This window comes from Actinokineospora terrae (assembly GCF_900111175.1).
In the GTDB taxonomy this organism is placed as follows: Bacteria; Actinomycetota; Actinomycetes; order Mycobacteriales; family Pseudonocardiaceae; genus Actinokineospora; species Actinokineospora terrae.
In genome coordinates, this window is record NZ_FOGI01000019.1 from 29,804 (window position 1) to 52,309 (window position 22,506).

Annotated in this window: 20 protein-coding genes; 5 read left to right on the forward strand and 15 right to left on the reverse strand. The window is 71.3% G+C overall.

Annotated features, from left to right (window positions below; genetic code table 11):
* Genes murJ through BMY07_RS31720 form a run of 3 tightly spaced genes read right to left on the reverse strand, consistent with a single transcriptional unit; the run spans position 1 to position 4,409 of the window.
* Positions 1–1,638, reverse strand: coding sequence for a murein biosynthesis integral membrane protein MurJ (gene murJ, locus BMY07_RS31710; RefSeq protein ID WP_092786709.1), 1,638 nt, complete (start codon positions 1,636–1,638; stop codon positions 1–3).
* A gap of 26 nt (positions 1,639–1,664) precedes the next feature.
* Positions 1,665–3,839: a DUF6049 family protein gene (locus BMY07_RS31715; protein WP_092786711.1), complete on the reverse strand. Its 2,175-nt coding sequence runs from the start codon at positions 3,837–3,839 to the stop codon at positions 1,665–1,667.
* 21 nt (positions 3,840–3,860) lie between these two features.
* Positions 3,861–4,409, reverse strand: coding sequence for an NUDIX hydrolase (locus tag BMY07_RS31720; RefSeq protein ID WP_092786713.1), 549 nt, complete (start codon positions 4,407–4,409; stop codon positions 3,861–3,863).
* An 80-nt stretch (positions 4,410–4,489) separates the two neighbouring features.
* Between BMY07_RS31720 and BMY07_RS31725 the strand changes: the two genes are divergently transcribed.
* The gene (locus BMY07_RS31725; RefSeq protein WP_092786715.1) at positions 4,490–5,998 is read left to right on the forward strand and encodes a CCA tRNA nucleotidyltransferase; all 1,509 of its coding nucleotides are present in this window, start codon (positions 4,490–4,492) and stop codon (positions 5,996–5,998) included.
* On the opposite strand, the gene BMY07_RS31730 is transcribed toward BMY07_RS31725, so the two are convergent.
* On the reverse strand, positions 5,915–7,201 hold the full coding sequence (locus BMY07_RS31730; protein WP_092786718.1) for an MFS transporter: 1,287 nt from the start codon (positions 7,199–7,201) through the stop codon (positions 5,915–5,917). The genes BMY07_RS31725 and BMY07_RS31730 overlap by 84 nt on opposite strands.
* 298 nt (positions 7,202–7,499) lie before the next feature.
* Between BMY07_RS31730 and BMY07_RS31735 the strand changes: the two genes are divergently transcribed.
* Positions 7,500–8,072 carry a YqgE/AlgH family protein gene (locus BMY07_RS31735; protein WP_092786720.1) on the forward strand — a complete coding sequence of 191 codons (573 nt, stop codon included), beginning with the start codon at positions 7,500–7,502 and terminating at the stop codon, positions 8,070–8,072.
* Here BMY07_RS31735 and BMY07_RS31740 read toward each other — a convergent pair.
* Positions 8,069–8,476: an SdpI family protein gene (locus BMY07_RS31740; RefSeq protein ID WP_092786722.1), complete on the reverse strand. Its 408-nt coding sequence runs from the start codon at positions 8,474–8,476 to the stop codon at positions 8,069–8,071. The genes BMY07_RS31735 and BMY07_RS31740 overlap by 4 nt on opposite strands.
* Positions 8,477–8,542: 66 nt before the next feature.
* Here BMY07_RS31740 and BMY07_RS31745 point away from each other — a divergent pair, with 66 nt between their 5' ends.
* Entirely contained in the window at positions 8,543–9,670 is a 1,128-nt protein-coding gene (locus BMY07_RS31745) for an esterase-like activity of phytase family protein (protein ID WP_092786724.1), read from the forward strand.
* Positions 9,671–9,673: 3 nt separating this feature from the next.
* Here BMY07_RS31745 and BMY07_RS31750 read toward each other — a convergent pair whose 3' ends face one another.
* Positions 9,674–10,405 carry a TetR/AcrR family transcriptional regulator gene (locus BMY07_RS31750; protein ID WP_092786726.1) on the reverse strand — a complete coding sequence of 244 codons (732 nt, stop codon included), beginning with the start codon at positions 10,403–10,405 and terminating at the stop codon, positions 9,674–9,676.
* Positions 10,406–10,561: 156 nt separating this feature from the next.
* Here BMY07_RS31750 and BMY07_RS31755 point away from each other — a divergent pair, with 156 nt between their 5' ends.
* Positions 10,562–12,673, forward strand: coding sequence for an MMPL family transporter (locus BMY07_RS31755; RefSeq protein WP_245782772.1), 2,112 nt, complete (start codon positions 10,562–10,564; stop codon positions 12,671–12,673).
* 11 nt (positions 12,674–12,684) lie between these two features.
* Here BMY07_RS31755 and BMY07_RS31760 read toward each other — a convergent pair whose 3' ends face one another.
* Positions 12,685–13,905 carry a pyridoxal phosphate-dependent decarboxylase family protein gene (locus tag BMY07_RS31760; protein WP_177215915.1) on the reverse strand — a complete coding sequence of 407 codons (1,221 nt, stop codon included), beginning with the start codon at positions 13,903–13,905 and terminating at the stop codon, positions 12,685–12,687.
* A gap of 52 nt (positions 13,906–13,957) precedes the next feature.
* On the opposite strand from BMY07_RS31760, the gene BMY07_RS31765 reads away from it, so the two are divergent.
* Entirely contained in the window at positions 13,958–14,503 is a 546-nt protein-coding gene (locus BMY07_RS31765; RefSeq protein WP_092786732.1) for a TetR/AcrR family transcriptional regulator, read from the forward strand.
* On the opposite strand, the gene BMY07_RS31770 is transcribed toward BMY07_RS31765, so the two are convergent.
* The 8 genes from BMY07_RS31770 to BMY07_RS31805 all read right to left on the reverse strand — a co-directional run bounded on the left by BMY07_RS31770 (position 14,455) and on the right by BMY07_RS31805 (position 22,451).
* Positions 14,455–15,315 (reverse strand): ribokinase, encoded by an 861-nt coding sequence (locus BMY07_RS31770; protein ID WP_092786734.1) that lies wholly within the window; start codon positions 15,313–15,315, stop codon positions 14,455–14,457. The two genes, BMY07_RS31765 and BMY07_RS31770, sit on opposite strands and share 49 nt — an antisense overlap.
* Positions 15,316–15,532: 217 nt before the next feature.
* A complete protein-coding gene (locus tag BMY07_RS31775) occupies positions 15,533–16,420 on the reverse strand; it encodes a LysR family transcriptional regulator (protein WP_092786784.1) in 888 nt (295 codons plus the stop codon).
* A 44-nt stretch (positions 16,421–16,464) separates the two neighbouring features.
* Complete coding sequence (locus BMY07_RS31780; protein ID WP_092786736.1) at positions 16,465–17,646, reverse strand: glycine C-acetyltransferase; 1,182 nt, start codon at positions 17,644–17,646, stop codon at positions 16,465–16,467.
* Positions 17,646–18,674, reverse strand: a complete 1,029-nt coding sequence (gene tdh / locus BMY07_RS31785; RefSeq protein ID WP_092786738.1) for an L-threonine 3-dehydrogenase — start codon at positions 18,672–18,674, stop codon at positions 17,646–17,648. Before tdh ends, BMY07_RS31780 begins: the two co-directional genes overlap by 1 nt.
* Positions 18,675–18,803: 129 nt before the next feature.
* Positions 18,804–19,433, reverse strand: coding sequence for a DUF1707 SHOCT-like domain-containing protein (locus tag BMY07_RS31790; RefSeq protein ID WP_092786740.1), 630 nt, complete (start codon positions 19,431–19,433; stop codon positions 18,804–18,806).
* 9 nt (positions 19,434–19,442) lie between these two features.
* On the reverse strand, positions 19,443–20,081 hold the full coding sequence (locus BMY07_RS31795) for a response regulator (protein ID WP_092786786.1): 639 nt from the start codon (positions 20,079–20,081) through the stop codon (positions 19,443–19,445).
* Positions 20,082–20,097: 16 nt separating this feature from the next.
* Positions 20,098–21,246, reverse strand: coding sequence for a MacS family sensor histidine kinase (gene macS / locus BMY07_RS31800; protein ID WP_092786742.1), 1,149 nt, complete (start codon positions 21,244–21,246; stop codon positions 20,098–20,100).
* Positions 21,243–22,451, reverse strand: coding sequence for an AI-2E family transporter (locus tag BMY07_RS31805; RefSeq protein ID WP_092786744.1), 1,209 nt, complete (start codon positions 22,449–22,451; stop codon positions 21,243–21,245). The genes macS and BMY07_RS31805 overlap by 4 nt, the downstream gene beginning before the upstream one ends.
* Between the last annotated feature and the right edge of the window lie 55 nt (positions 22,452–22,506).

The following is a 22,506-nucleotide window of genomic DNA, read 5'->3' on the forward strand; positions in this document are numbered from 1 at the left end:
TCAGCCCCTGCGCACCAGTCGGGTGATTCGGCTCGTCGCGGGCTTGAGCTCGGGAACCTTGAGCGCGACCAGCACACCGAACGCCACCACGCAGGCCACCGGTCCCTGCACGAGCAGGTTCACCCACGCCGTGGTCAGCGAGTCGACCGTGGGCAGCGCGACCGCGCTCAACCCCCACGCCGCGGCCGCGCCCACTGCGCCTGCCAGTACGCAGACCGCGATCACCTTGACGACCTTCTTGCTGTGCAGGTTCCCCAGCCGCACCCACAGCCACATCTGGCCGAGCACCGCGCCGACCACGAAGGTCAGCGAGTTGACCAGCAGCACCGCGATGACGACCTGGTCCTCGTCCACCAGCGCGCCGCACATGTAGAGCAGCGGCACCTTCACCGCGGTCATCACGACCATGATCAGCGTCGGCGTGCGGGCGTCCTTCATCGCGTAGAAGACCCGCAGTTGCAGCATCACCAGCGCGTAGGGCAGCAGGCCGAACGCGGAGAACGCCAGCGCGTGCCCGAGCCGCTGCGACTGCTCGATGCCCGCCTCGCCCGCGCCGAACAGGGCGACGCCGAGCGCGGCGCCGGTGATCGTCAGCACTGCGCTGATCGGGACCAGCATCACCGCCGAGAGCCTGCTGCCGGTGGACAGGTCGTCGACCAGCCGCTGGGTGTCGCCGTCCGCGGCGGCCTTGCTCATCCTGGGCAGGATCGCGGTCAGCAGCGAGACGCCGATGACCCCGTACGGGAGTTGGAACAGCAGCCAGGCGTTGGAGTAGATCGTCACGCCGCCCTTCGCGGCTGCGGTGAGCACCCGCTGGGTGATGACCATGCCGATCTGGCTGATCGCGACGTAGCCCAGGATCCACAGCGCCAGGCCGCCGAACTCGCGCAGCCTGGCATCGATGCCCCAGGTCCAGCGGAACCGGAAACCGATGCGGCGCAGCGCGGGCAGCAGCACCACCGCCTGCACGACGATGCCCAGCGTGGTGCCGAGGCCGAGCACCAGCAGCTTCGGGTCGCCCATCCGCACCGGGTCGAGCGAGATGTCGCCCGGCATCAGCCAGAAGGTGACCAGGGTCGCCAGGATCACCACGTTGTTGACCACCGGCGCCCACGCGGTCGGGCCGAACACGTGCTTGGCCTGCAGGATCGCCGAGAGCAGGGCGAACAGGCCGTAGAACAGGATCTCCGGCAGCAGCAGGTAGGCGAACGCGGTGACCAGGCCCGGGTTGGCGCTGTCGGTGGAGCTGTCGACGTAGATCGCCGTGAACAGCGGGGCCGCGGCGACCGCGATCACCGTGCCCACGGCCAACCCGGTCATGCCGACGGTGAGCAGCCTGCTGGTGTACTCCGCGCCGCCGTCGGGGTCCTGCTGGGAGCGGACCAGCAGCGGGACCACGATGCTGGCCAGCACCCCGCCGAGCAGCAGCTCGAAGATGATGTTGGGCAGGGTGTTGGCGATGGTGAACGAGTCGGTGGCGACGTTGATGCCGATCAGCCAGGCCATCACCATCTTCCAGCCGAACCCGGTGATCCGGCTGACCAGCGTGGCGATGGCCATCGACCCGCTCGCCTTGGCCAGTGACGGCGTCGCCCCGCCTGCAGGCTCGTCCTTGGCCACTGCCGCCGTCCTGTCCATCGCCCGTCCCCTGCTCCGAGCCGCGCTCAGAGGTCGCTCTCGGCCGCCGCCCGCGCCCGCCCGGCCGCCCGGATCCGGCGGAAAAGCCGCAAACCGACCAGGATCACCAACACACCGGCGGCCGTTCCGGTGACCGCGATGGTGATGCTGCCGTACGAGGTGGAGTTCAACTCCAACCGGGAGGACTTACCGAGCAGGGTGCCACTGTCCGTGGTGAGCCAGATCGTGACGGTGAAGCGACCGGAGCGGGTGACCTCGGCAGGCAGGTAGCGCGGGATGCCCGCCTGGGCCGGGATGCGGACGACGACGGCTTGCTCCGGCTTGAGGCCTGCGGTGACCCCGACGTTGATCTTCGCCCGGACGGTGACCGGCAGGCCGTTGGTGATGAACACCGGCAGCGGGCTGTCCTTGGACGCCAACGACAGCGGCCTGCCCGCGTCGGTCACCGACACCTGCGCCAGCAGCGCCTTGACCTGGTCGTCGACCGCACCAGCCGCCCGGCGGGCGAGGTCGGGCTCGCCCCGCCACGCGGTCGACCCGGACCGGACCAGGGCGTAGCGCATCGGCTTGATGAGGTCCTTCGGATCGACCTGGCGGGTGTCGTCCTCGAACAGCACGTTCTCCACCAGGTCGCGCTGCACCGCGTCGACCGCCGCGATCTGCGCGGTCACCGGGGCGGGCACCTCGGCCGCGCTGTCGGTCGCGGTGTACTCCAACGCGGTGGCCGTGCCCCGGTCCGGCCCGCTGACCAGGCCGTCGAGGCCCAGCGGGCGGATGAAGCCCTGGCTCTCCAGCGACCACATGGTCTGCAAGAACACCGTCAGCTCTGCCGAGGTCGCGCTCCACCGGCGCGGCGGGGCGACCAGCACCGACTGGCCGGGGGCGGACTGGAAACCGCCGCGGAAGACCAGGGTGGCCAGGCCGTTCTGGATCGAGGACGTCTTCACGCCCGCGTCGTCGACCTGGGCCTTGGGCGCCAGCGAGGACGCCACGAGCTGGTCGTACGGGATGGCCCGCAGGTTCTGGCCGAGCGTGTAGGGCAGGTCGCCCTGGGGCTCGGTGACCTTGGCCGCGTCGGAGATGACCGTGGTGCGGCCGCTCGCGGCGAGGATGGACAGGGTGCGCTGGTCGAGCGTGCCGCCATCCGGCCAGACCGTGCTGGTCAGCGGCTTGGTGCCGAGGGTCGCCTCGACCGACGCGGTCTCCCGCAGCGCGATGTCGACCAGCGCGCCCGCGTTCGCCCGGGTCAACGCGGCGAGGTCTACGTCGGCGTAAGGCAGCGCTATCACGCACTGGCCGCGGGTGAGCTCCTTGACCCGGTCGAGCCACAGCTGCGCGGTGTGAGCGCCGTTGCCCGGGAACACGGTCCCGTCAGCGGCGCGGACGTAGTAGCCCGCGGTCATCTCGGTGACGGTGTCGAGCAGGTCGGGGTCGATCGCGAAGCACAGCGACCGCAGCGCCGACGCATTCGCCGCCGCCGCCGTGCGCACGGTGTCGACCAGGGTGAACAGCCGCCCGCTGGACAGCGACGCGGACAGCCCGTCGTCGGCGAAGACGGTGCGGCTGCCATCGGACGGGGTCTGCACGCGGCGCGGGCGCTCGTCGATCAGCGGCCACAGGACGCTGAGCTGGGTGGGTTGCGCTGGTGGGACCGCGGCGCCGCCGCCGGGGACGGCGAGGACCGGCAGCAGGGTGCTCAGCGCGCCCACCCGCTCGGCGCGGCCGTAGTCGGGGACGCCGTTGAAGTTGAGCACGACCGGGTAGACGCCGCGCTTGTCCAGCTTCAGTGCGCCCTTGTCGGAGTTGACGGGGACGGTGATGGTGAACGGGACGCTCTGGTCCCGGTCGAGCGCGCCCGCAACGGGCTGGAACGCGGAGCTGATCGCGGGTCGGGTCAGTGCGTCGGTGCGTTGCGGGTCGCTGAGCGCGGTGCGCAGCCCGGCCTCGGTGTCGAGGACGTCGCCGCGCTGCAGGCGCACCTCGATCTTGTCCACCCGGCGGTCACCCGAATTGGTGATCCGGCCGCTGATGGTCACTGCTTGGGTACTCGCCTCGACGACGCGGGGGACGAGTTGGTCGATGTCGACACGGAGTCGTGCCGCCAGTTCCGCGGCGGCGGGTTGGCCGGTCATGGGCGCGCCGAGCACGGCGCAGACAGCGGCCAGCGCCGCGAGACCGGCGCGGCGCAGTCGAGTGGTCACGGCTTCTCTCCAGCCATCGGGTCAGGCCCGTCCGACTTCAGGTAGGTCTCGCTCAACCGGATCGGGTGAGAGCGGATGCTCGGAGAGTAGTTGTCGGGCCTTGCGGACCAGACGGCGCTCATCGGCATAGGCGAGTCGGTCGTCCAACTCGTCGAGTGCCACCCACGCGACCTCGGTCACCTCCATGTCCTCGTCCGACAGCTCGAAAGAGTAGGCCCGCAGCAGGAAGTGGTGGACGGTTTTGTGGATCCGCTTGGTGCCGTCGGCGACGAACCAGTAGTCGATGGTGCCGAGCGGGCGGATGACCTCCCCATCGATGCCCGTCTCCTCGGCGACCTCGCGCACCGCGGTCTGCTCCGGGGTCTCCCCCGGCTCGATGTGGCCCTTGGGCAGCGACCACAGCAGCCGCCCGCGCCGGTCCAGCCGCCCGATCAGCGCGACCGTGCTGGTCGCCGGGTCGACCACGAGCCCACCGGCCGAGGTCTCGTCGACCGTGGTCAGCCTGCGCCCGCGCCGCCGGAACCGGCGCCCGGACCGGGCACCTCGGGACCTGCCGGACGACGGGGGCATGCCCGCGATGGTAGTGCGAACGGCGCAGTCGGGGCGGGCGTGCGACCCGGGGCGTCGCGGAGCGGATACGCTCGTCCACCGTGTCCCGAACGTCCGCCACCACCAACGCCGCCCGCAACGCCGTCGTCGAACTCCTGCGGGTGTCGCCGGTCGCCGACGACCTGGCCACCCGGTTCGCCGCCGCGGGCCACAGCCTCTACCTGGTCGGTGGCAGCGTCCGCGACGCGATGCTGGGCAGGCTCGGCAACGACCTCGACTTCACCACCGACGCCAGGCCGCGGGCGATCATGAAGATCGTCACCGGCTGGGCGGACGCGGTCTGGGACACCGGCATCGCCTTCGGCACCGTGGGCGCGGCCAAGAGCGGCACCCAGTGCGAGATCACCACGTTCCGCTCGGACGCCTACGACCGGGTCAGCCGCAACCCCGAGGTCCGCTTCGGCGACTCGATCGAGGCCGACCTGGTGCGCCGCGACTTCACCGTCAACGCGATGGCCATCGACCTGTCCACCAGGCAGTTCATCGACCCGCACGACGGGCTCGACGCGCTGGCCAAGCGGGTGCTCGACACCCCGGCGACCCCGCAGGAGTCCTTCGCCGACGACCCGCTGCGGATGCTGCGCGCGGCCCGCTTCGTCAGCCAGCTCGGCTTCACCTGCGCGCCCAGGGTGCTCGACGCGCTGCACGACATGGCCGGGGAGATCACCCGGATCACCCCGGAGCGGGTGCAGGCCGAGCTGTCGAAGCTGCTCTGCGGCGCGCACCCCCGGGTCGGGGTCGAGCTGCTGGTCGACAGCGGGCTCGCCGCGCACGTGCTGCCGGAGCTCCCGGCGATGCGGCTGGAGATCGACGAGCACCACCAGCACAAGGACGTCTACGAGCACTCGCTCGTGGTGCTCGACCAGGCCGTGGCGCTGGAGACCGGCGAGCCGGACCTGGTGCTGCGGTTGGCGGCGCTGCTGCACGACATCGGCAAGCCGGACACCCGGCGGCACGTCCCCGGCGGCGGCGTGAGCTTCCACCACCACGAGGTCGTCGGCGCCAAGCTGGTCCGAAAGCGCTTGCGGGCGCTGCGGTACTCCAAGGAGGTCGTCGAGGACGTCGCCCGGCTGGTGTTCCTGCACCTGCGCTTCCACGGGTACGGCAAGGGCGAGTGGACCGACTCCGCCGTCCGCCGCTACGTCACCGACGCCGACGACCTGCTCTCCCGGCTGCACAAGCTGGTCCGCGCGGACTGCACCACCCGCAATCGGCGCAAGGCGAGTGCGCTGCAGCGCACCTACGACGGGCTCGAGGAGCGGATCGCCAGGATCGCCGCCGACGAGGACCTGGCCCGGGTGCGGCCCGACCTCGACGGCAACGAGATCATGCGGCTGCTCGACATCCCGCCCGGCCCGCTGGTCGGCAAGGCCTGGTCGTTCCTCAAGGAGCTGCGGCTCGACCAGGGCCCGCTGGACTACGACGACGCGGTGGCCGCCCTGCTGTCCTGGGCGCGCGCGCAGGGACTAGGCGTGGCCGCGGCTGACCAGGGCGAAACCGCCGACGCCGACGAGGTAGCAGGCACCGGCGCCGAGGACGAGCAGCGGTGACGCGCCGTCCGGGGCGACGACCAGCGCGGCAAGCGCGATCGCGACGACCTGGGCGACGTTGAACAGGGTGTCGTAGAGGGCGAAGACCCGGCCGCGCAGTTCGTCACCGATGTCGCGCTGCACCGCGGCGTCGGTGCACAGCTTCACCACCTGCCCGGCGAAGGAGATCACCAGCGCCGCGGCCAGCGTGGTCGGCATCGTCAGCGGCAGGCCGAACCCGACCACCGCGACCGCGCCGAGCAGCAGCCCACCCGCCATGGCCCGGCGCCTGCCGATGGCGGCCACGATCCGGGCGGTGACCAGGCCCGCGACCAGGATGCCCGCGCCGAACAGGCCCGCGACCTGGCCGAGCCCGCCGAGTCCGGCGTCGAAGCGGAACCGGATGAGCAGCACGGTCAGCAGCAGCGCCACCCCGAAGGCCATCCGGTGCGCCAGCAGCGCGACGAACGCGGCGAGCACGGTCGGGGTCTTGATCGCGGCCCGGCCGCCGTCGAACAGGCCGCGCGCGACGGCGACCACGGTCTGGGTCGGCTCGTCGACCTCGTCGGGGCCGAGCGCTCCCCGGTGGAACCGGATCGCGAACCAGGCTGAGCCGGCGGAACCGACGCACGCGACGGCGGTGGTGATACCGGACCCGACGTTGTGGTCGCCGAAGATCGCCCTTAGGCCTACCGCGCAGCCTGCGCCCAAGACCGCGATGACAGCGCCGAGGGTGGTGGCCAAGGCGTTCGCCTCGACCAGGTTCCGGACCGGGACGACATGTGGGAGCGAGGCGGAAAGCCCCGAATTGATGAACCTGCTGACGCCGATGACGACCAGGGCGAGGGTGAACAACGTCGCCCCGTTCGCGCCGGCGGCCACCGTCACGGCTGAGGCGATGATCAGCGCGCCGCGCAGGACGTTCGCCACGACCAGCACCCGGCGCCGGTCCCACCGGTCCAGCAGGGCACCGGCGAACGGCCCGATGACCGAGTACGGCAGCAGCAGCGCGGTGAACCCGGCGGCGATCGCCAGCGGGTCGGCCTCGCGCTCCGGGTTGAACAGGACCGCGCCCGCGAGCCCGGCCTGGAACAGGCCATCACCCCACTGGGCGGAGAACCGGGTGAACAGCAGCCTGCGGAAACCACCGAGGGCCAGCAGCGCCCGGGCTCCGACCCGCGCGTGGTGGGACTCGTGGTCGGATCCGGTCCTGGCCGTGCTCACGACGGCTGAGCCTATAGGGATGGGCGGCCCCCGAAAGGGCCGCCCATCCTGGCCGACACCCGGTCGCCTCACGGCGAGTTGCGCGACGTGGCTCCAGCCGAGCGGTATTCCACGAAGGCGGTTCTAGTTGAGCCCGGGGGACACGAAGGCGCCGACCGCAGTGTCCAACGCGCGGGGGCGCGCCGATGTTCCCGGCCGGGCCGGGTAGCCCCCGATGGTGTTGTGTCATCCCCATCGGGGTTTCGGCGGTTCCCAACTCCGGTCCCGGCGATCCCCGTCCGGATGGGATCATGTCGTCGTGCCGTCCGATGTCGACGTCGAACCGGGGACGCTGCTGGTAGCGGCGCCCAGCCTGCTCGACAGCAACTTCCGCCGCACGGTGGTCTACGTGATCGATCACCGCGGCGAGGGGACGTTGGGCGTTGTCCTCAACCGACCGAGTGAAGTCCCGGTCGACGACGTCCTGCCGAACTGGGGCCCGCACGTCACCCAACCCGGTGCCGTTTTCGTCGGTGGTCCCGTGGAGCAGAAGACCGCGCTGTGCCTGGCCGCCATGCGCACGGGGGTGGCGGTCGACGGCGTCCGCGGGTTGATCGGCGTGCGCGGGCCCGTGGCGCTGGTCGACCTCGACGCCGACCCGGACGCCCTGGCTCCCAAGTTCCGCGGCCTGCGCGTCTTCGCCGGCTACTCCGGCTGGGACGTCGGCCAACTGGCGGGCGAGATAGACCGGGGCGACTGGATAGTCGTCCCCGCCCTGCCCACCGACGTCGTCGCCCCCGCCGACCAGGACCTCTGGGGCCGGGTCCTGCGCCGCCAGGGCATGCCCCTGGCGCTGCTGGCCACCCACCCGGGTGACGTGCGGGAGAACTAGGAGCGGGTGAGCACGTCGCAGGTGCCGCACTGGCAGCCCGCGCAGCCTGCCGGGAGGGCGGGCTTCGGCTCGGGGACGGCCTCGGCGGCGCGGTTGCCCAGCACGCCCGCGGCGAGGGTGATCACGACCAGGCCGATGACGGCGATGACCGAGATCGTCAGGACCGCGGCGGTGCTGGTCAGGGCGAAGGCCGCCGCGGCACCGACGACACCGACCAGGCCCGCGACCAGGGTGGGCAGGCCCGCGACCTTGTTCGCCGTGCGGAAGGCCTCGGGGCTGCGCAGGGCCGCCGGGGTGCGGACGCCGCCGAAGCGGTTGCGCGGGAGGCGTTCGGTGAGGCCGAGTACGCCGATGACGAGGAGCGGGAGGCCGGCCACCAGGGGCGCGATCGGCACGAGGTTCACGTCCAGATGGTAAGAGGTCGTCGCCAGGCCACTCGGCGGACACCCTGGTGCGGTGTGCTTCCCGTCATGTCGAACGCCGCCAGAGTCGCCAGAGCAGCAGCAGTCGCCGTCGTCGCGGTCGGGGTGTTCGCCGCCCCCGCGGCCGCCCACCCGCAGCACAAGGTCCGCCTGATCGGTGAGCGGACGGTCCCCAACGCGCTGGTCTTCCAGGGCACCACCGTCGGTGGCCTCTCCGGCATCGACCGCGACCCGCGCACCGGCGGGTACGTCCTGATCAGCGACGACCGGTCCGACCGGCAGCCCGCCCGGTTCTACACCGCCCGCATCGACGTCACCGCCACCGGTGTCGGCCCGGTCGAGCTGACCGGCACCCACGCGCTGCTGCGCCCGGACGGCAAGACCTACCCGCCGCTGTCCACCGGCGACGGCACCACCGTGGACCCAGAGGACATCCGGGTCGACCCGTGGACCGGCGACTACACCTGGAGCCAGGAGGGCGAGCGCCGCCCGAACCTGCTGATCGACCCTTCGGTCCGCTCGGCCGAGCGCGACGGCTCGTTCGCCCGCGAGCTGCCGCTGCCCGCGAACCTGAAGATCACCGCCGACCGGGGGCCGCGCCAGAACCTGGTCCTGGAGGGCCTGACCTACGCCGCCGCGGGCAGCCTGGTCGTCACCGCCGTCGAGGGCCCGCTGCTGCAGGACGGCCCCGAGGCCAACACCGAGCACGGGTCGCTGTCGCGGATCGTCGTGCAGACCCGCGCGGGTCGCCAGCTCGCGCAGTACGCGTACCCGCAGGAGCCGGTGTTCGCCAAGCCGAACCCCTCGACCGGGTTCGCCTCCACCGGCGTCACCGCGATCCTGGCCGTCGACCCGATCGACCCGACCCGGTTCCTGGTCGTGGAGCGCTCGTTCGTGACCGGCGTGGGCAACAAGGTGCGGGTGTTCGAGGTCGACACCTCGGGCGCCACCAACGTGGCCAACCGCGACCTGGCCGACCCGGCCGGGGTGAAGCCGGTCCGCAAGCGGCTGCTGGTCGACCTGTCCGACCTCGGGCTCTCGACCGTGGACAACATCGAGGGGATCAGCTGGGGGCCGCGGCTGCGCACCGGTGAGCGGTCGCTGCTGCTGATCAGCGATGACAACTTCAGCGCCACCCAGGTGACCCAGGTCGTGGCGCTGGCCGTCCGGCTCTGAGGTCTAGAGCCCCACGTCGCGCACGAGGTCGGTCAGCATGGACTCGAACAGGGGCTCCGCGTCCGACACCGGGAACGGGAACTGGCCGAACACCTCCAGCGCGACCTGGCCGTAGAGCCGCACCCAGAACTGCAGCATGACGTAGGCGGTGCCGACCCCGAGCTGGTCGGCACCCAGGTCGACGCCGGACTCGGTGATGGTGAGCAGCAGCTCGTCGCGGAAGTGGGTCAGGTCGGCGACGAGGACCTCCGGCACGTCGTGGTCGGGCCGGGTGATGGGCAGGCCGTTGGCCAGCACCCGGCCTGCCACGGTCAGGAAGATCCGGCCGAACGAGTCCCTGACCTGCTCCTGCGCGCTGACCGGGCAGTGCACGCCCGGCGGCGACGGCGAGGCGAACACCAGGGTGAACTCCTGCGGGTGGGCCAGCGCCCAGCGGCGGAAGCCGCGGCAGACGGTGAGGACCTGGCCGACGTGGTCGGTCTCGGCCAGCGCGGACAGGCCGCCTGCCAGCTCGGCGGCGAGGTCGGCGCACACGTCGGCGCGCAGGTGCTCGATGAGGTCCTCGCGGGAGCTGTAGTACCGGTAGAGCGCGGGGGCGGTGATGCCGAGTTCCCTGGCGATGGCGCGCAAAGTGACCGCGGCGGGGCCGTCGTCGACGAGGAGCGACCGCGCCTGCTGGCGGATCTCCCGATCGGTGGCCGCCCGATCGCGCTCGCGGCGTGTGGCCTGCGTCATGTGCCTACCCCGTGCTCTTGTGAACGCCGTTAACTACACCGTAGTGTCCACGAACGAGTGAACGGTGTTAACCGGCCTCCCGGTGGTCGCTGGACCGCCGGTGCGTTGATCCGGCGATAGCGGAGGAAGCACCCAATGTTCGCATCATGGGGATCGGTGATCCACCGTAGGCGCTGGGTCGTGCTGGTGACCACCCTGGTCGTCACCCTCGGTGGCGGCCTGTGGGGACTGGGCGTCTTCGACAAGCTGACCCAGGGCGGCTACGAGGACCCGGCCAGCGAGTCGTCGCAGGTCAACCAGATCATCGAGGACGAGCTGGGCCAGAAGCCCGCCGACGTCGTCGTCCTCTACCGCGCCCCGAACGTGGACGACCCGGCCGTGGCCGACAAGGTCACCTCCGCGCTCGACGCGCTGCCGTCGTCCGCCGTGGCCGCCCGGGTCGACTACTGGTCGGCCAAGGTGCCCGCGCTCGCGAACGCGGACAAGACACTGGCGATGGCCACGATCACCCTGGCGGGCGACACCTTCGACGCCAGGCAGGACTCGTTCGCCGCGATCGAGGACGCGCTGCCGGTGTCCGGGGTGCAGACGCAGGTCGGCGGGAAGGTGCCGACCGAGCAGGCGATGACCGAGCGGTCCAACGCCGACCTCGCGGTCGCCGAGGCCATCTCGCTGCCGGTCACGCTGATCCTGCTGGTGCTGATCTTCGGCAGCCTGGTCGCCGCGTCGCTGCCGGTGCTCGTCGGCGCCATGGCCATCCTCGGCTCGCTCGGCGTGCTGCGGCTGCTGAGCCTGGGGCTGGAGGTCAACACGTTCGCGGTCAACGTCGCCACCCTGCTCGGGCTCGGCATGGCGATCGACTACGGCCTGTTCACCGTCGGCCGGTTCCGCGAGGAGCTCGCCGGGGGCCGCACCCCGGCCGAGGCGGTCCGGCGGACGGTCGCCACGGCCGGTCGGACCGTGGCGTTCTCCGCGACGCTGCTGGTGATCGCCCTCGCCGGGCTGCTGGTGTTCCCGATGGACTTCCTCAAGTCGATGGCCTACGGCGGCATGTCCGCGGTCGCCATCGCGGCGGTCGTCTCGCTGACCCTGCTGCCCGCGCTGCTGGGCATCCTCGGGCACCGGGTGGACAAGCTGTCGCTGCCCTGGCGCCGCGCCGACCGCACCGAACCGCGCTTCCTCGGCCGCGTCGCCGACGCCGTCATGCGCCGCCCGCTGCTGTTCGTCATCCCCATCGTCGCGGTCCTCGTACTGCTCGCCCTGCCCTTCGGCCACGCCCGCTTCGGCGGCGCCGACGAACGCCAACTCCCCCCGGGCGACCCGCACCGCGCCACCGCCGAGGCCATCGCCGACAACTTCCCCGCCGCGGGCAACGACACCGCCAAGATCGTCCTGCGCTTCCCCGGCACCCCGGACGACGCCGCGATCGGCTCGTTCGTCACCGCCGCCAAGCAGGTCCCCGGCGTCGCCGACGTCGCCCCCAGCGGCGCCCGCGACAACGTCGTCCTGCTGACCGCGCCGCTGTCGGGCGAGTCGTCCTCGCCGGAGGCCCGCGCGGCCATCGACGGGCTGCGCGCCCTGCCGTCGTCGGCCCAGGTGCTGGTCGGTGGCTACCCGGCGCTGGTGGCGGACTCGGTGAGCGGCATCGTCGACCGGGTGCCGTGGATGGTCGGGATCCTGGTGCTGGCCACCCTGGTGCTGATGTTCCTGGCGTTCGGGTCGGTGCTGCTGCCGGTGAAGGCCGTGGTGATGAGCGCGCTGAGCCTGTCGGCCACCTTCGGCGTGCTGGTCTTCGTGTTCCAGGAGGGTCACGGCGCCGGGCTGCTCGACGTGACCCCGCAACCCGCCCAGGCCGGGATGATGGTCCTGATCGGCGCCGTCGTCTTCGGCCTCTCCACCGACTACGAGACCTTCCTGCTGGCCCGCATGGTCGAGGCCCGCCACTCCGGCCTGTCCACCCCGGACGCCATCAGGACCGGCCTGGTCCGCACCGGCCGCATGATCACCGCCGCCGCCCTGCTCCTCGGCGTCGTCACCGGCGCCTTCGGCATGTCCTCCCTGCAGAGCATGCGCTTCATCGGCCTCGGCATGATCGTCGCCCTCTTCCTCGACGCCACCATCGTCCGCATGCTCCTCGTCCCCGCCATCCTCCGCCTCTTCGGCGACGCCGCCTGGTGGGCCCCCGGCCCCCTGCGCCGCCTCCAGGAACGCGCAGGCCTCTCCGAGATCGAATCCCCCGAAGACGACCGCGAACTCGAACGCGTCTAGCAGGAACGCGGCTAGCTGTAGCGGGCCTCGGTGCCCCGGGAGGTGCCGGGATTCGCTGTGGCGGTGCGGAGGTCGGCGAGGAAGGTGTCGATCACGCGGTCGTGTTCTGGGGAGATCATCAGGTGCAGGGCGTCGGGGTGGTTCTGGCGGTCCAGGTGCCAGCCGAGGTCGTCGAGGCGGTCGCCGATGGGCATGATCTCGGGGGCGGTGAAGGCGATGACCGAGGCGACGGGGTTGCCGAGGGTGGTGAGGTCGAGGTCGGTGAGTTCTGCGCGGATCTTGGTGGCGGTGGCGAGGATCCGGTTGACCAGGCGGGTGTAGCCGTCGGTGCCGAGATAGCGCATGACGGACCACGCGGCGGCGATGGGGGCGGCGGGGCGGGCGCCTGCTAGGGCTAGGGAGCCATAGAGGCCGCCGGGCCAGTCTTGGTAGAGGAAGGCTTGGTACTGGAGGACGTGGTCGCCGTTGCGGTGCAAGAGGACTGACGCGCCCTTGGTGGCGTAGCCGTACTTGTGCATGTCGGCGGACATGGTGGTGACGCCGGGGACGCGGAAGTCGAACGGGGGCGCGTCTTGCATGAACGGCAGTAGGAAGCCGCCCACGCACGCGTCGGTGTGGAACGGGATGTCGCGTGCGGCAGCCAAAGCGGCCAGTTCGGGGATCGGGTCCACCACGCCGTGCGGGTAGTTAGGGGCTGAGCCCGCGACTAGAGCCGTGCGGTCGTCGATGAGTTCCGCGGCCGCGTTGACGTCCGCGCGCAGGTCGTCGGCTAGCGGGATGTGGACCAGCTCTAGGCCGAAGTACTTGGCGCCCTTGGCGAAGGCCGGGTGCGCCGAGCGGGGTACGACCAGCGTCGGGTCGGTGACGCCGCGCTCGGCCTTCGCCCGGTCCCGCGCCACCCGGATCGCCTGCATGATCGACTCGGTGCCGCCCGAGGTCATCGAGCCGGACGCGCCCGCCGGGGCGCTGAGCAGGCCCGCGGTCATGGCGACGACCTCGCGCTCCATGTCCGCCAGGGACGGGAAGCGGAACGGGTTGAGCGCGTTCTCGTACAGGTAGAGGTTGTTGGCCTCCTTCAGCACCGCGTCGACGTCCTCGCCCGCCGGGTACACCAGGCTCCACGTGCGGCCGCCGCGCCAGTCGGCGTCGGCGGTCTTGCGGGTGCGCAGGTCGGCGAACAGCTCGGCGCGCGGCACGCCGCGGTCGGGCAGGGAGACGTCGGGCAGGTCCATGCCGCCCATCTTCGCCGAACCCCGATTTACTCGGCCGTGTTATTCTTTACTCATGCAGGTAACAGTGACCGAGGCGGCGCGCCGCAAGCAGATCACCGAGGCGGCGACCGAGGTCATCGCCGCGGCGGGGTACCAGCGGGCCTCGTACGCCCGGATCGTCGAGCACGCCGGGCTCAGCAGCACGCGGCTCATCTCGTACCACTTCCGGGACAAGAACGACCTGATGATGGCCGTCCTGATCGCCGCGATCGGCACCGTCGACGAGCGGATGACCGCCCGGCTTGACGGCGTCACCGACCGGGTCGGGATGCTGCGCGGCTACATCGAGGCCCAGGTCGACCTGCTGCGCACGCACCCCGCCCAGGTCAAGGTCATCCGGGAGATCGCGCAGAACCTGCCCGACCTCGCGCCCGTGCTGGCGGACTTCCGCGTCGGCAGGCTCGCCCGGCAGTTGACGCAAGGCCAGCGGGAGGGCGTCTTCGCCGAGTTCGACGTCCGGGTCATGGCCAGGACCATCGCCAGCGGTATCGATGGGGCCGATTCGGAGGACTACGGCCGGGAGTTGGCTGACCTGTTCATCCGCGCCTGCGTGGGATAAGAGGGCTGCGCGCCAGGCAGGGTTACCGACAACGACGCGACCTTCACCGCCATCCGCACCGCGTCCACCAGGCGTTCCCCGTTCGCTAGGCCTACCGCCAGTGCGCCGGTGAACGCGTCGCCCGCGCCGGTTGTGTCGACGACGTCGACCTTGGGTGCGGGCACGGTAGTGATGCCTTCGGCGGTGACGACATCCGCGCCAAGCGCACCTCGCGTGACCACGGCAGAACGGACCCCTAGCGCCAAGAGGTTCCCCAATCCGGCGGCCTCGTGCTCGTTGACCACCAACGGATCCAGCACAGCGAAGACGTCCGGCGACAACACAGCCACCGGCGACAGGTTCACCACCGCTCTTATCCCCGCCCGCTCCGCCGCCAAGACAGCGTGCTCCACCACCGGTACCGGCACCTCAAGCGAGGCGACGACCACCCGCGCCCCGTCCAGCCGCACGTCCTCCGGCAGCAGCGCGCCATTCGCCCCGGGCGACACGATGATCGAGTTCTCCCCGTCCGGCGTCACCGCGATGGCCGCGACCCCGGTCGGCCGCTCCACCCGCCGCACCGCGCTCACGTCGACCCCGGCCCCGGTCAGCGAGCCGAGCAGCAGGTCCCCGTACGCGTCCCGCCCGACCGCCCCGACGAAGCGAACCGCGGCCCCGAGCCGAGCCGCCGCGACGGCCGTGTTCGCGCCCTTCCCGCCCGGCACGACCCGGGTGTCACCCCCGAGCACCGTCTCCCCCGCCGCGGGCCGACGGGCCACCGCGACCACCAGATCCGCGTTCGCCGAGCCCACTACCACAAGAGTGCCACCCACGGCATACACCCTAGTCAGCGGCCATTGCCATTAGCGAACGTGCGCAAGTGTGAACGATCAGGTAGCCAAGCGGATCCGGAGTGCCACACTGTGCGTCAGTTGTGACGTACCCCATGAGCGGGGTGCGTAGGTCCCCGGTGAGAGCCGGGCGTGTCACCGGCGTCGGTCGCGTAGCCCCCCGAGCGACCGACGCCGGTGTCGCATCCAGACCGGCCCGCTAGATCGAGATCTCGGACAGCGCCTTGCGCACGACGAGCAGCAGCGGGTGCGTCTCGCGGCCGCGGCGGGTCGCGGTGACCACGCGGCGGTGGGGCGGGTCCGGGGTCACCGGGATGCCGCGGCAGCCGGAGATGGCGCGCAGCGCGGTGCGGGGGATCAGCGCCACGCCGACGCCCGCCGCGACCAGGGCGGCCTGGGCGGTGAAGTCGTCGGACGTGTGGGTCACCCTGGGCGTGAACCCGGCGGCGGCGCAGGCGGCGAGCAGGACGTCGCGGCACGGGTTGCCGGGCAGCGGGACCACCCAGTCCTCGGCGGTCAGGTCCGCGATGGCCACCTCGGACCGGTCCAGCAGCGGGTGGCCGGGCGGCAGGACCGCGTCGAACGGCTCGGAGTACAGGACGTCCCACACGATGCGGTGCTCGGTCGGGGTGTGGCCGGTGTGCATGGTGATGGCGATGTCGATCTCGCCGTCGAGCAGCATCGGCAGGCTCTCCTGCCCCTCGGCGTCGCGCACCAGCACGGTCACCCCCGGCGCCGACCCCCGCAGCGCCGCGATCGCCGGTGCCACCACGTTGGTGATCGCCGACGCGAACGCCGCGATGGTCACCTGCCCCAGCTCACCGGCCCCGAACGCCGCCAGCCGCGCCTCCGCCCGGTCCAACTCGGCCAACACCGCGTCCGCGTGCTCGACCAACAACTCCCCCGCAGACGTCAACCACACCCGCCTGCCCTTGCGCTGCAGCAGCTCCTGCCCGACCTCAGACTCCAACGACGCCAACTGCTGCGACACCGCAGACGGGCTCAGGTACAAAGCCTGCGCAGCCGCCGTCACAGTGCCGTGGTCAGCAAGAGCCCGCAGAACCCGCAGCCGTCGAGGGTCGATCACCTGCACATAGTGCCTCAGGTGACCGACCACATCAGACAGCGCGCTCAGGCCATCTTGTCCCGGGCGGCGATGAAGGCGTCGACGGCGCGGTTGACGTCTTCGAGGGAGTGGGCGGCGGACATCTGGGTGCGGATGCGGGCCTTGCCGTGGGGGACGACGGGGTAGGAGAAGCCGATGACGTAGATGCCCTGGTCGAGGAGGAGGTCGGCCATGCGGGCGGCTTCGGCGGCGTCGCCGATCATGACGGGGATGATGGCGTGTTCGCCGTCGAGGAGGTCGAAGCCCGCCTCGGTCATCCGGGAGCGGAACAGCGCGCTGTTCTCGCGCAGCCGGACCAGCAGGTCGGCCGAGGAGTCCAGCAGGTCGAGCGCGGCCAGGGCGGCGCCGGTGATCGACGGGGCGAGGGAGTTGGAGAACAGGTACGGGCGGGAGCGCTGGCGCAGGAGTTCGACGATCTCGGCGCGGCCGGAGGTGTAGCCGCCGCTGGCGCCGCCGAGGGCCTTGCCCAGGGTGCCGGTGTAGATGTCGACGCGGTGGCCGACGCCGAAGTGCTCCGGGGTGCCGCGGCCGGTGGCGCCCATGAAGCCGACGGCGTGGGAGTCGTCGACCATGACCAGGGCGTCGTACCGCTCGGCGAGGTCGCAGATCTCGTCCAAGGGGGCCAGGTAGCCGTCCATCGAGAACACGCCGTCGGTGGCGATCAGGCGGTAGCGGGCGTCGGCGGAGTCCTGCAGCTGCCTCTCCAGGTCGGCCATGTCCCGGTTGCGGTACCGCTTGCGGCCCGCCTTGCACAGCCGGATGCCGTCGATGATCGACGCGTGGTTGAGCTCGTCGGAGATCACCACGTCCCGGTCGGTCAGCAGGGTCTCGAACAGGCCGCCGTTGGCGTCGAAGCAGGAGCTGTAGAGGATGGTGTCCTCGGTGCCGAGGAACCGGGAGATCCGCGCCTCCAACTCCTTGTGCGGTGCCTGCGTGCCGCAGATGAACCGCACCGAGGCCATCCCGAAGCCCCACTCGTCGAGCGCCTGCTTGGCCGCGGCGACCAGCGCGGGGTGGTCGGCGAGGCCGAGGTAGTTGTTCGCGCAGAAGTTGAGCACCGCCGCCGACCCGCCGACCCGGACCGCGGCCTGCTGCGGCGAGGTGATGACCCGCTCGGACTTGTAGAGCCCGCCCGCGCGGATCTCGTCGATGGTCCCGAGCAGGTCTTCGCGCATCGCGCCGTACATCAGCTCTCCCAGTCGAGGATGACCTTGCCGCAGTCGCCACCCCGTGCGGTGGCGAACGCCTCGGCGTGGTCGGTGTGGTGGAACCGGTGGGTGATCACCGGCGAGAGGTCCAGCCCGGCCTGCAGCAGCACCGACATGGCGTACCAGGTCTCGAACATCTCCCGGCCGTAGACGCCCTTGATGGTGATCATCTTGAGCACCACGGCGCTGAAGTCCACGGCGATCTCGCGCGCGGGCAGGCCCAGCATGGCGATCCGGCCGCCGTGGGTCATGTTCGAGATCATCTCGCGCAGCGCGGAGGGCTGGCCGGACATCTCCATGCCGACGTCGAAGCCCTCGGTCATGGTCAGCTCGTCGTAGACGGCCGCGATCCGGTTGGCGCTGACGTCGAGGGCGACCGTGGCGCCGATCTTGCGGGCCAGTTCCAGCCGCGGCTCGCTCACGTCGGTGACGACCACGTGCCTGGCGCCCGCGTGCTTGGCGACCGCGACGGCCATCAGCCCGATCGGGCCAGCGCCGGTGATCAGCACGTCCTCGCCGAGGACCGGGAACTGCAGCGCCGTGTGCACCGCGTTGCCGAACGGGTCGAAGATCGCCGCGACGTCCAGGTCGACCTGGTGGCGGTGCACCCAGGCGTTGCCCTCGGGCAGCACCGCGTACTCGGCGAACGCCCCGATCGTGTGCACGCCGAGGCCGACGGTGTTCGCGCACAGGTGCCTGCGACCGGCCCGGCAGTTGCGGCAGCGGCCGCAGACCAGGTGCCCCTCGCCGCTGACCAGGTCGCCGACCGAGACCTTGGTGACCGCGGCGCCGACCTCGACGACCTCGCCGACGAACTCGTGCCCGAGCACCAGCGGCGCCTTGACGGTGTTCGCCGCCCAGTCGTCCCAGGCGTCGATGTGCAGGTCGGTCCCGCAGATGCCGGTGCGCAGCACCCGCAGCACGACGTCACCGGGACCCGGGGTCGGGTCGGGTACGTCGAGCAGTTCCAGCCCGGGACCGGGGGCTGGTTTGACCAGAGCCTTCACGTCGTCCTCCCTGCGGCGGGTGGGACACCCCCCGCGCGGGAGTCTCGCGCCGACGCCTCGGTGCGGTCCATCGGGACTTTCCGCACTGCTACGTCAGCGCACCTGCACAGTCGGCGCGCGTGGGCGGCCTCAGGTGTCCCAGCTGATCCTCCACGGCTTGCGGATGGTCAGCGACCCGATGCGGGTGTAGCTGGGTCGCCTGATCTTCACCGACCCGGCCTTGAGCCGCCCGGTCAGCACGAACACCGGCCCGCCCTGCGAGGCGCCGACCTTGTTCTCGACCTTGCCCGCGATCACCTCGACGTCGTCGGCGACGCAGCCGGAGTTCGCGGGCAGCAGCAGCTCGACCGACCCGCCGGTCACGTCGAGCTTGATCGTGACCTCGGGGTGCTGGATGACCGCCTCGGTGAAGTCGAACTCGCTGGAGCCCATCCAGTTGTGCACGACCATCTCGCGCGGCACGTGCCAGGCGCCCTCGCGCTTGATGCTCGACATCCTGGCGCGGAACTCCTGCGGCGGGATCGAGGTGGGGCTGCCCGGCTCGCGGTTGACCACGCCGGGCAGGTCGACCAGCACGGTGTTGAGGTCGGCCCTGGTCTTGGCGGCCAGGGCGATGTCGGTGCGGGCGGTGAACTCGTCGAGGGTGAGCATCCCGTGGCCGATGGCCTTCTGCAGGATGCCGACGACGTGCTCCCGTTCGGCGTCGGAGACCCGCAGGTCCCGCGGGTTGATCGGGGCGGGGAGGGATTCGGTGCTCACCGGTCCAGACTACTGCGGCGGGTCGCCGTCGAGCCCGTGCTCGATGGCGTACCTGGCCAGTTCGACGCGGTTGTGCAGCTGGAGTTTGCGCAGCGTGGACTGCACGTGGTTCTCGACGGTGCGGTGCGAGAGGACGAGCCGGTCGGCGATCTGCCTGGCGGTCAGCCCCTTGGCGACGAGCCGCAGGACGTCGGTCTCGCGGTCGGTCAGCCGGGGCGCGGAGGTCTCCTGCGGGGCGGCTGCCATCCGGCGGTACTCCCCGAGCACCAGCCCGGCGAGGCCCGCGGTGAAGACAGCGTCACCGACAGCGGTACGGCCAACTGCGTCCACCAGCTCTTCCGCCGACGCGGACTTGACCAGGTAACCGGATGCGCCAGCCTTGACTGCTTCCAGCACGTCACTGTGTTCTCCGCTGGCGGACAGCACTAGAACCTTGGTTTCGGCCAACTCGGCGGTGATCTCGCGGGTGGCGTCGACCCCGGAGCCCGCGCCCAGGTTGAGGTCCATCAGCACCACGTCCGGCCGCACCACCCGGGCGATCCGGACCGCGGACGGCGCGTCCCCTGCGGTCGCCCGCACCTCGAAGCCGCGCTCGGACAGGTCCCGCGCCACCCCGTCCCGCCAGATCGGGTGGTCGTCGACGACCATCACCGAGATCGCGCGCTCAGCCACAGTTCCTCCCCCGCATCGGGACCCGGACCTCCCACTCGGTGCCCAGGCCGGGCCCGGTCTCCAAGGTCGCGGTACCGCCCAGCTCCGCGACCCGCCCCCGGATCGAACGGGCCACGCCAAGCCTGCCCTGCGCTTCGGCGTCGTCGAGTCTGCCTGCGGCGATTCCCACCCCGTCGTCGCGCACGCTCACCACTACCTCGTCACCGAGGTCCTCCACCAAGACCCACGCTCTAGCGTCGTCGCCCGCGTGCCGGTCCACGTTCTCCAGCGCCTCACGCACCAGGTAGGCCAGCTCCGCCGCGGCGCACTCCGGGACAAGGACTGGCGTCGCAGGTACGGCTACCTGGTACCGGTCAGTCGCCAGAACCTGGATCCTCGGTCGTAGGTCGGCCTGACCGTTCGCGGTCGACTCCAGCGGCGCGGCGGCGACCAGCGCGCGTAGCGCTACCTCCTGCGTACCCGCCAACTCGGCCAGTTCCGCGGCCTCGCCACCCAGCTCCCGGCCGCGCTTGCGCACTCGGGCCAGCACCTGCAGGACGCTGTCGTGGATGGTCCGCGCCAGCCGCTCCCGCTCGGCGGTGGCCGCCTCGGCGCGCATCGCCATCGCCAGCCGCTCCGCCGACTGCTTGGACGTCGTCGAGGCCAGCCCCACCACGAACCCGACCCCGACCAGCAGCACGAAGTCCCTGGTCAGGTCGGTGTCGAAGTAGCCGCGCACGCCGTAGTTGAACGCGGCGATGACCGTGCCGAACACCGTGCCGCCGATCATGCCGGAGCGGACCGCGCCCACCGCGACCACAGCCGTCACCCACACGGTCGGCACCAGCGGCACCACCTGGACGGTCAGCTGGTCGTGGGTGAGCACCAGCCGCGACACGCACATCACGCCGCAGCAGACGCCGAGGTCGAGCAGGGTGAACCAGAGCGCGACCTTGCTGCGCCGCAGGTAGTAGACCGAGGTGGCCACCGTCCAGCAGGCCATCGCGCCGATCGTCACCCAGGCCAGGACGGTGCTGGCGTACTCCCCCGCGTGGGCGAGCACGACGCCTGCCGCGAACAGCCAGGTGATCACCCGCAGCAGTGCGGCGGCGCGCCAGAGCGGCTTGAGCGCGTCCTTGCGCACGGCGCGGGGCGAGCTCACGGTCTCGCGGATTCCTCGTCCGCGTCCGACTCGGCTTCCTCGTCGTCCTCGACCACGTTGGGTTGGGACGCGGCGTCGTCGAGCACGTCCACCTCGTCCGGATCGGTCTCGCCCTCGTTGATCAGCGACCGGACGCCCGCGTTGAGCACGGCGAGCAGCGGCACCGACAGCAGCGCGCCCGCGATGCCCGCGGCGATGAGGCCGACGCCGATGGCGAGCACGACCGCGAGGGGGTGCAGCTTCACCGCGCGGCCGAGCAGCCAGGGCTGCAGCACGTGGCTCTCGATCTGCATGATCCCGATGACGATCGCGAGCACGACCAGCGACGAGATGAACCCGTTGGCGACCAGCGCGATCAGCACCGCGACGGTGCCTGCGATGAGGGCGCCGATGATCGGGATGAACGCGGTGAGGAAGACCAGCGCGGCCAGCGGCACGAACAGCGGCACACCGACGATCCACAGGCCGATGCCGATGCCGACCGCGTCGAAGACCGCCACCGCCGCGGTCGCCCGCACGTAGCTGACCAGCGACGAGAAGCCGCGCTTGCCCGCGACGTCGACCCGGTCGCGCACGATGCCCGGCACGCCGCGCACCACGAACCGCCAGATCCCGCCGCCGTCGAACAGGAAGAAGATGAGGATGAACAGGGTCAGCAGCAGCCCGGTCAGCACCTCGCCGATGGTGGCGGCGGTGGTGATCGCGCCGGAGGTGATCGCCGACTGGTTGGCCTTGATGGTGTCGATGGCGTTCTGCAGGAAGGACTTGATCTGGTCCTGGCGCAGGTGCAGCGGGCCGTTGGACAGCCACTTCTGGATCGTGTCCAGCGAGTCGTTGACCTGGCTCTGCAGCTGCGGCAGGCCGTTGGTGAACTCGGTGATCACGAAGGTGAGCACGCCACCGACCACGGCGAGACCGCCGACGAGCACGATCGCGGTGGCCAGCGACCTCGGGACCCGCCACTCGACCAGCTTGCCGACGCCGGGGGCCATCAGCGCCGCCAGCAGTAAGGCGATCGCGACCGGGATGACGACGTGGGCGAAGTAGCCGAGCAGCCAGATGATGACGTACAGCGCGCCGATGATCACCAGGAACCGCCAGGACAGCGCGGCGCTGACCCGCAGGCCCTTGGGCACGAGCGTGGTGACGTCGGAACTGGGGAGCGTGGCGCGGTGCTTGAGACCCGCGACGCGGTTTCTGGTCATCGCCGATCACCGTAATCGGTTGAACGGGTCCTCGGGGAACAAGTTGTCTGATGTG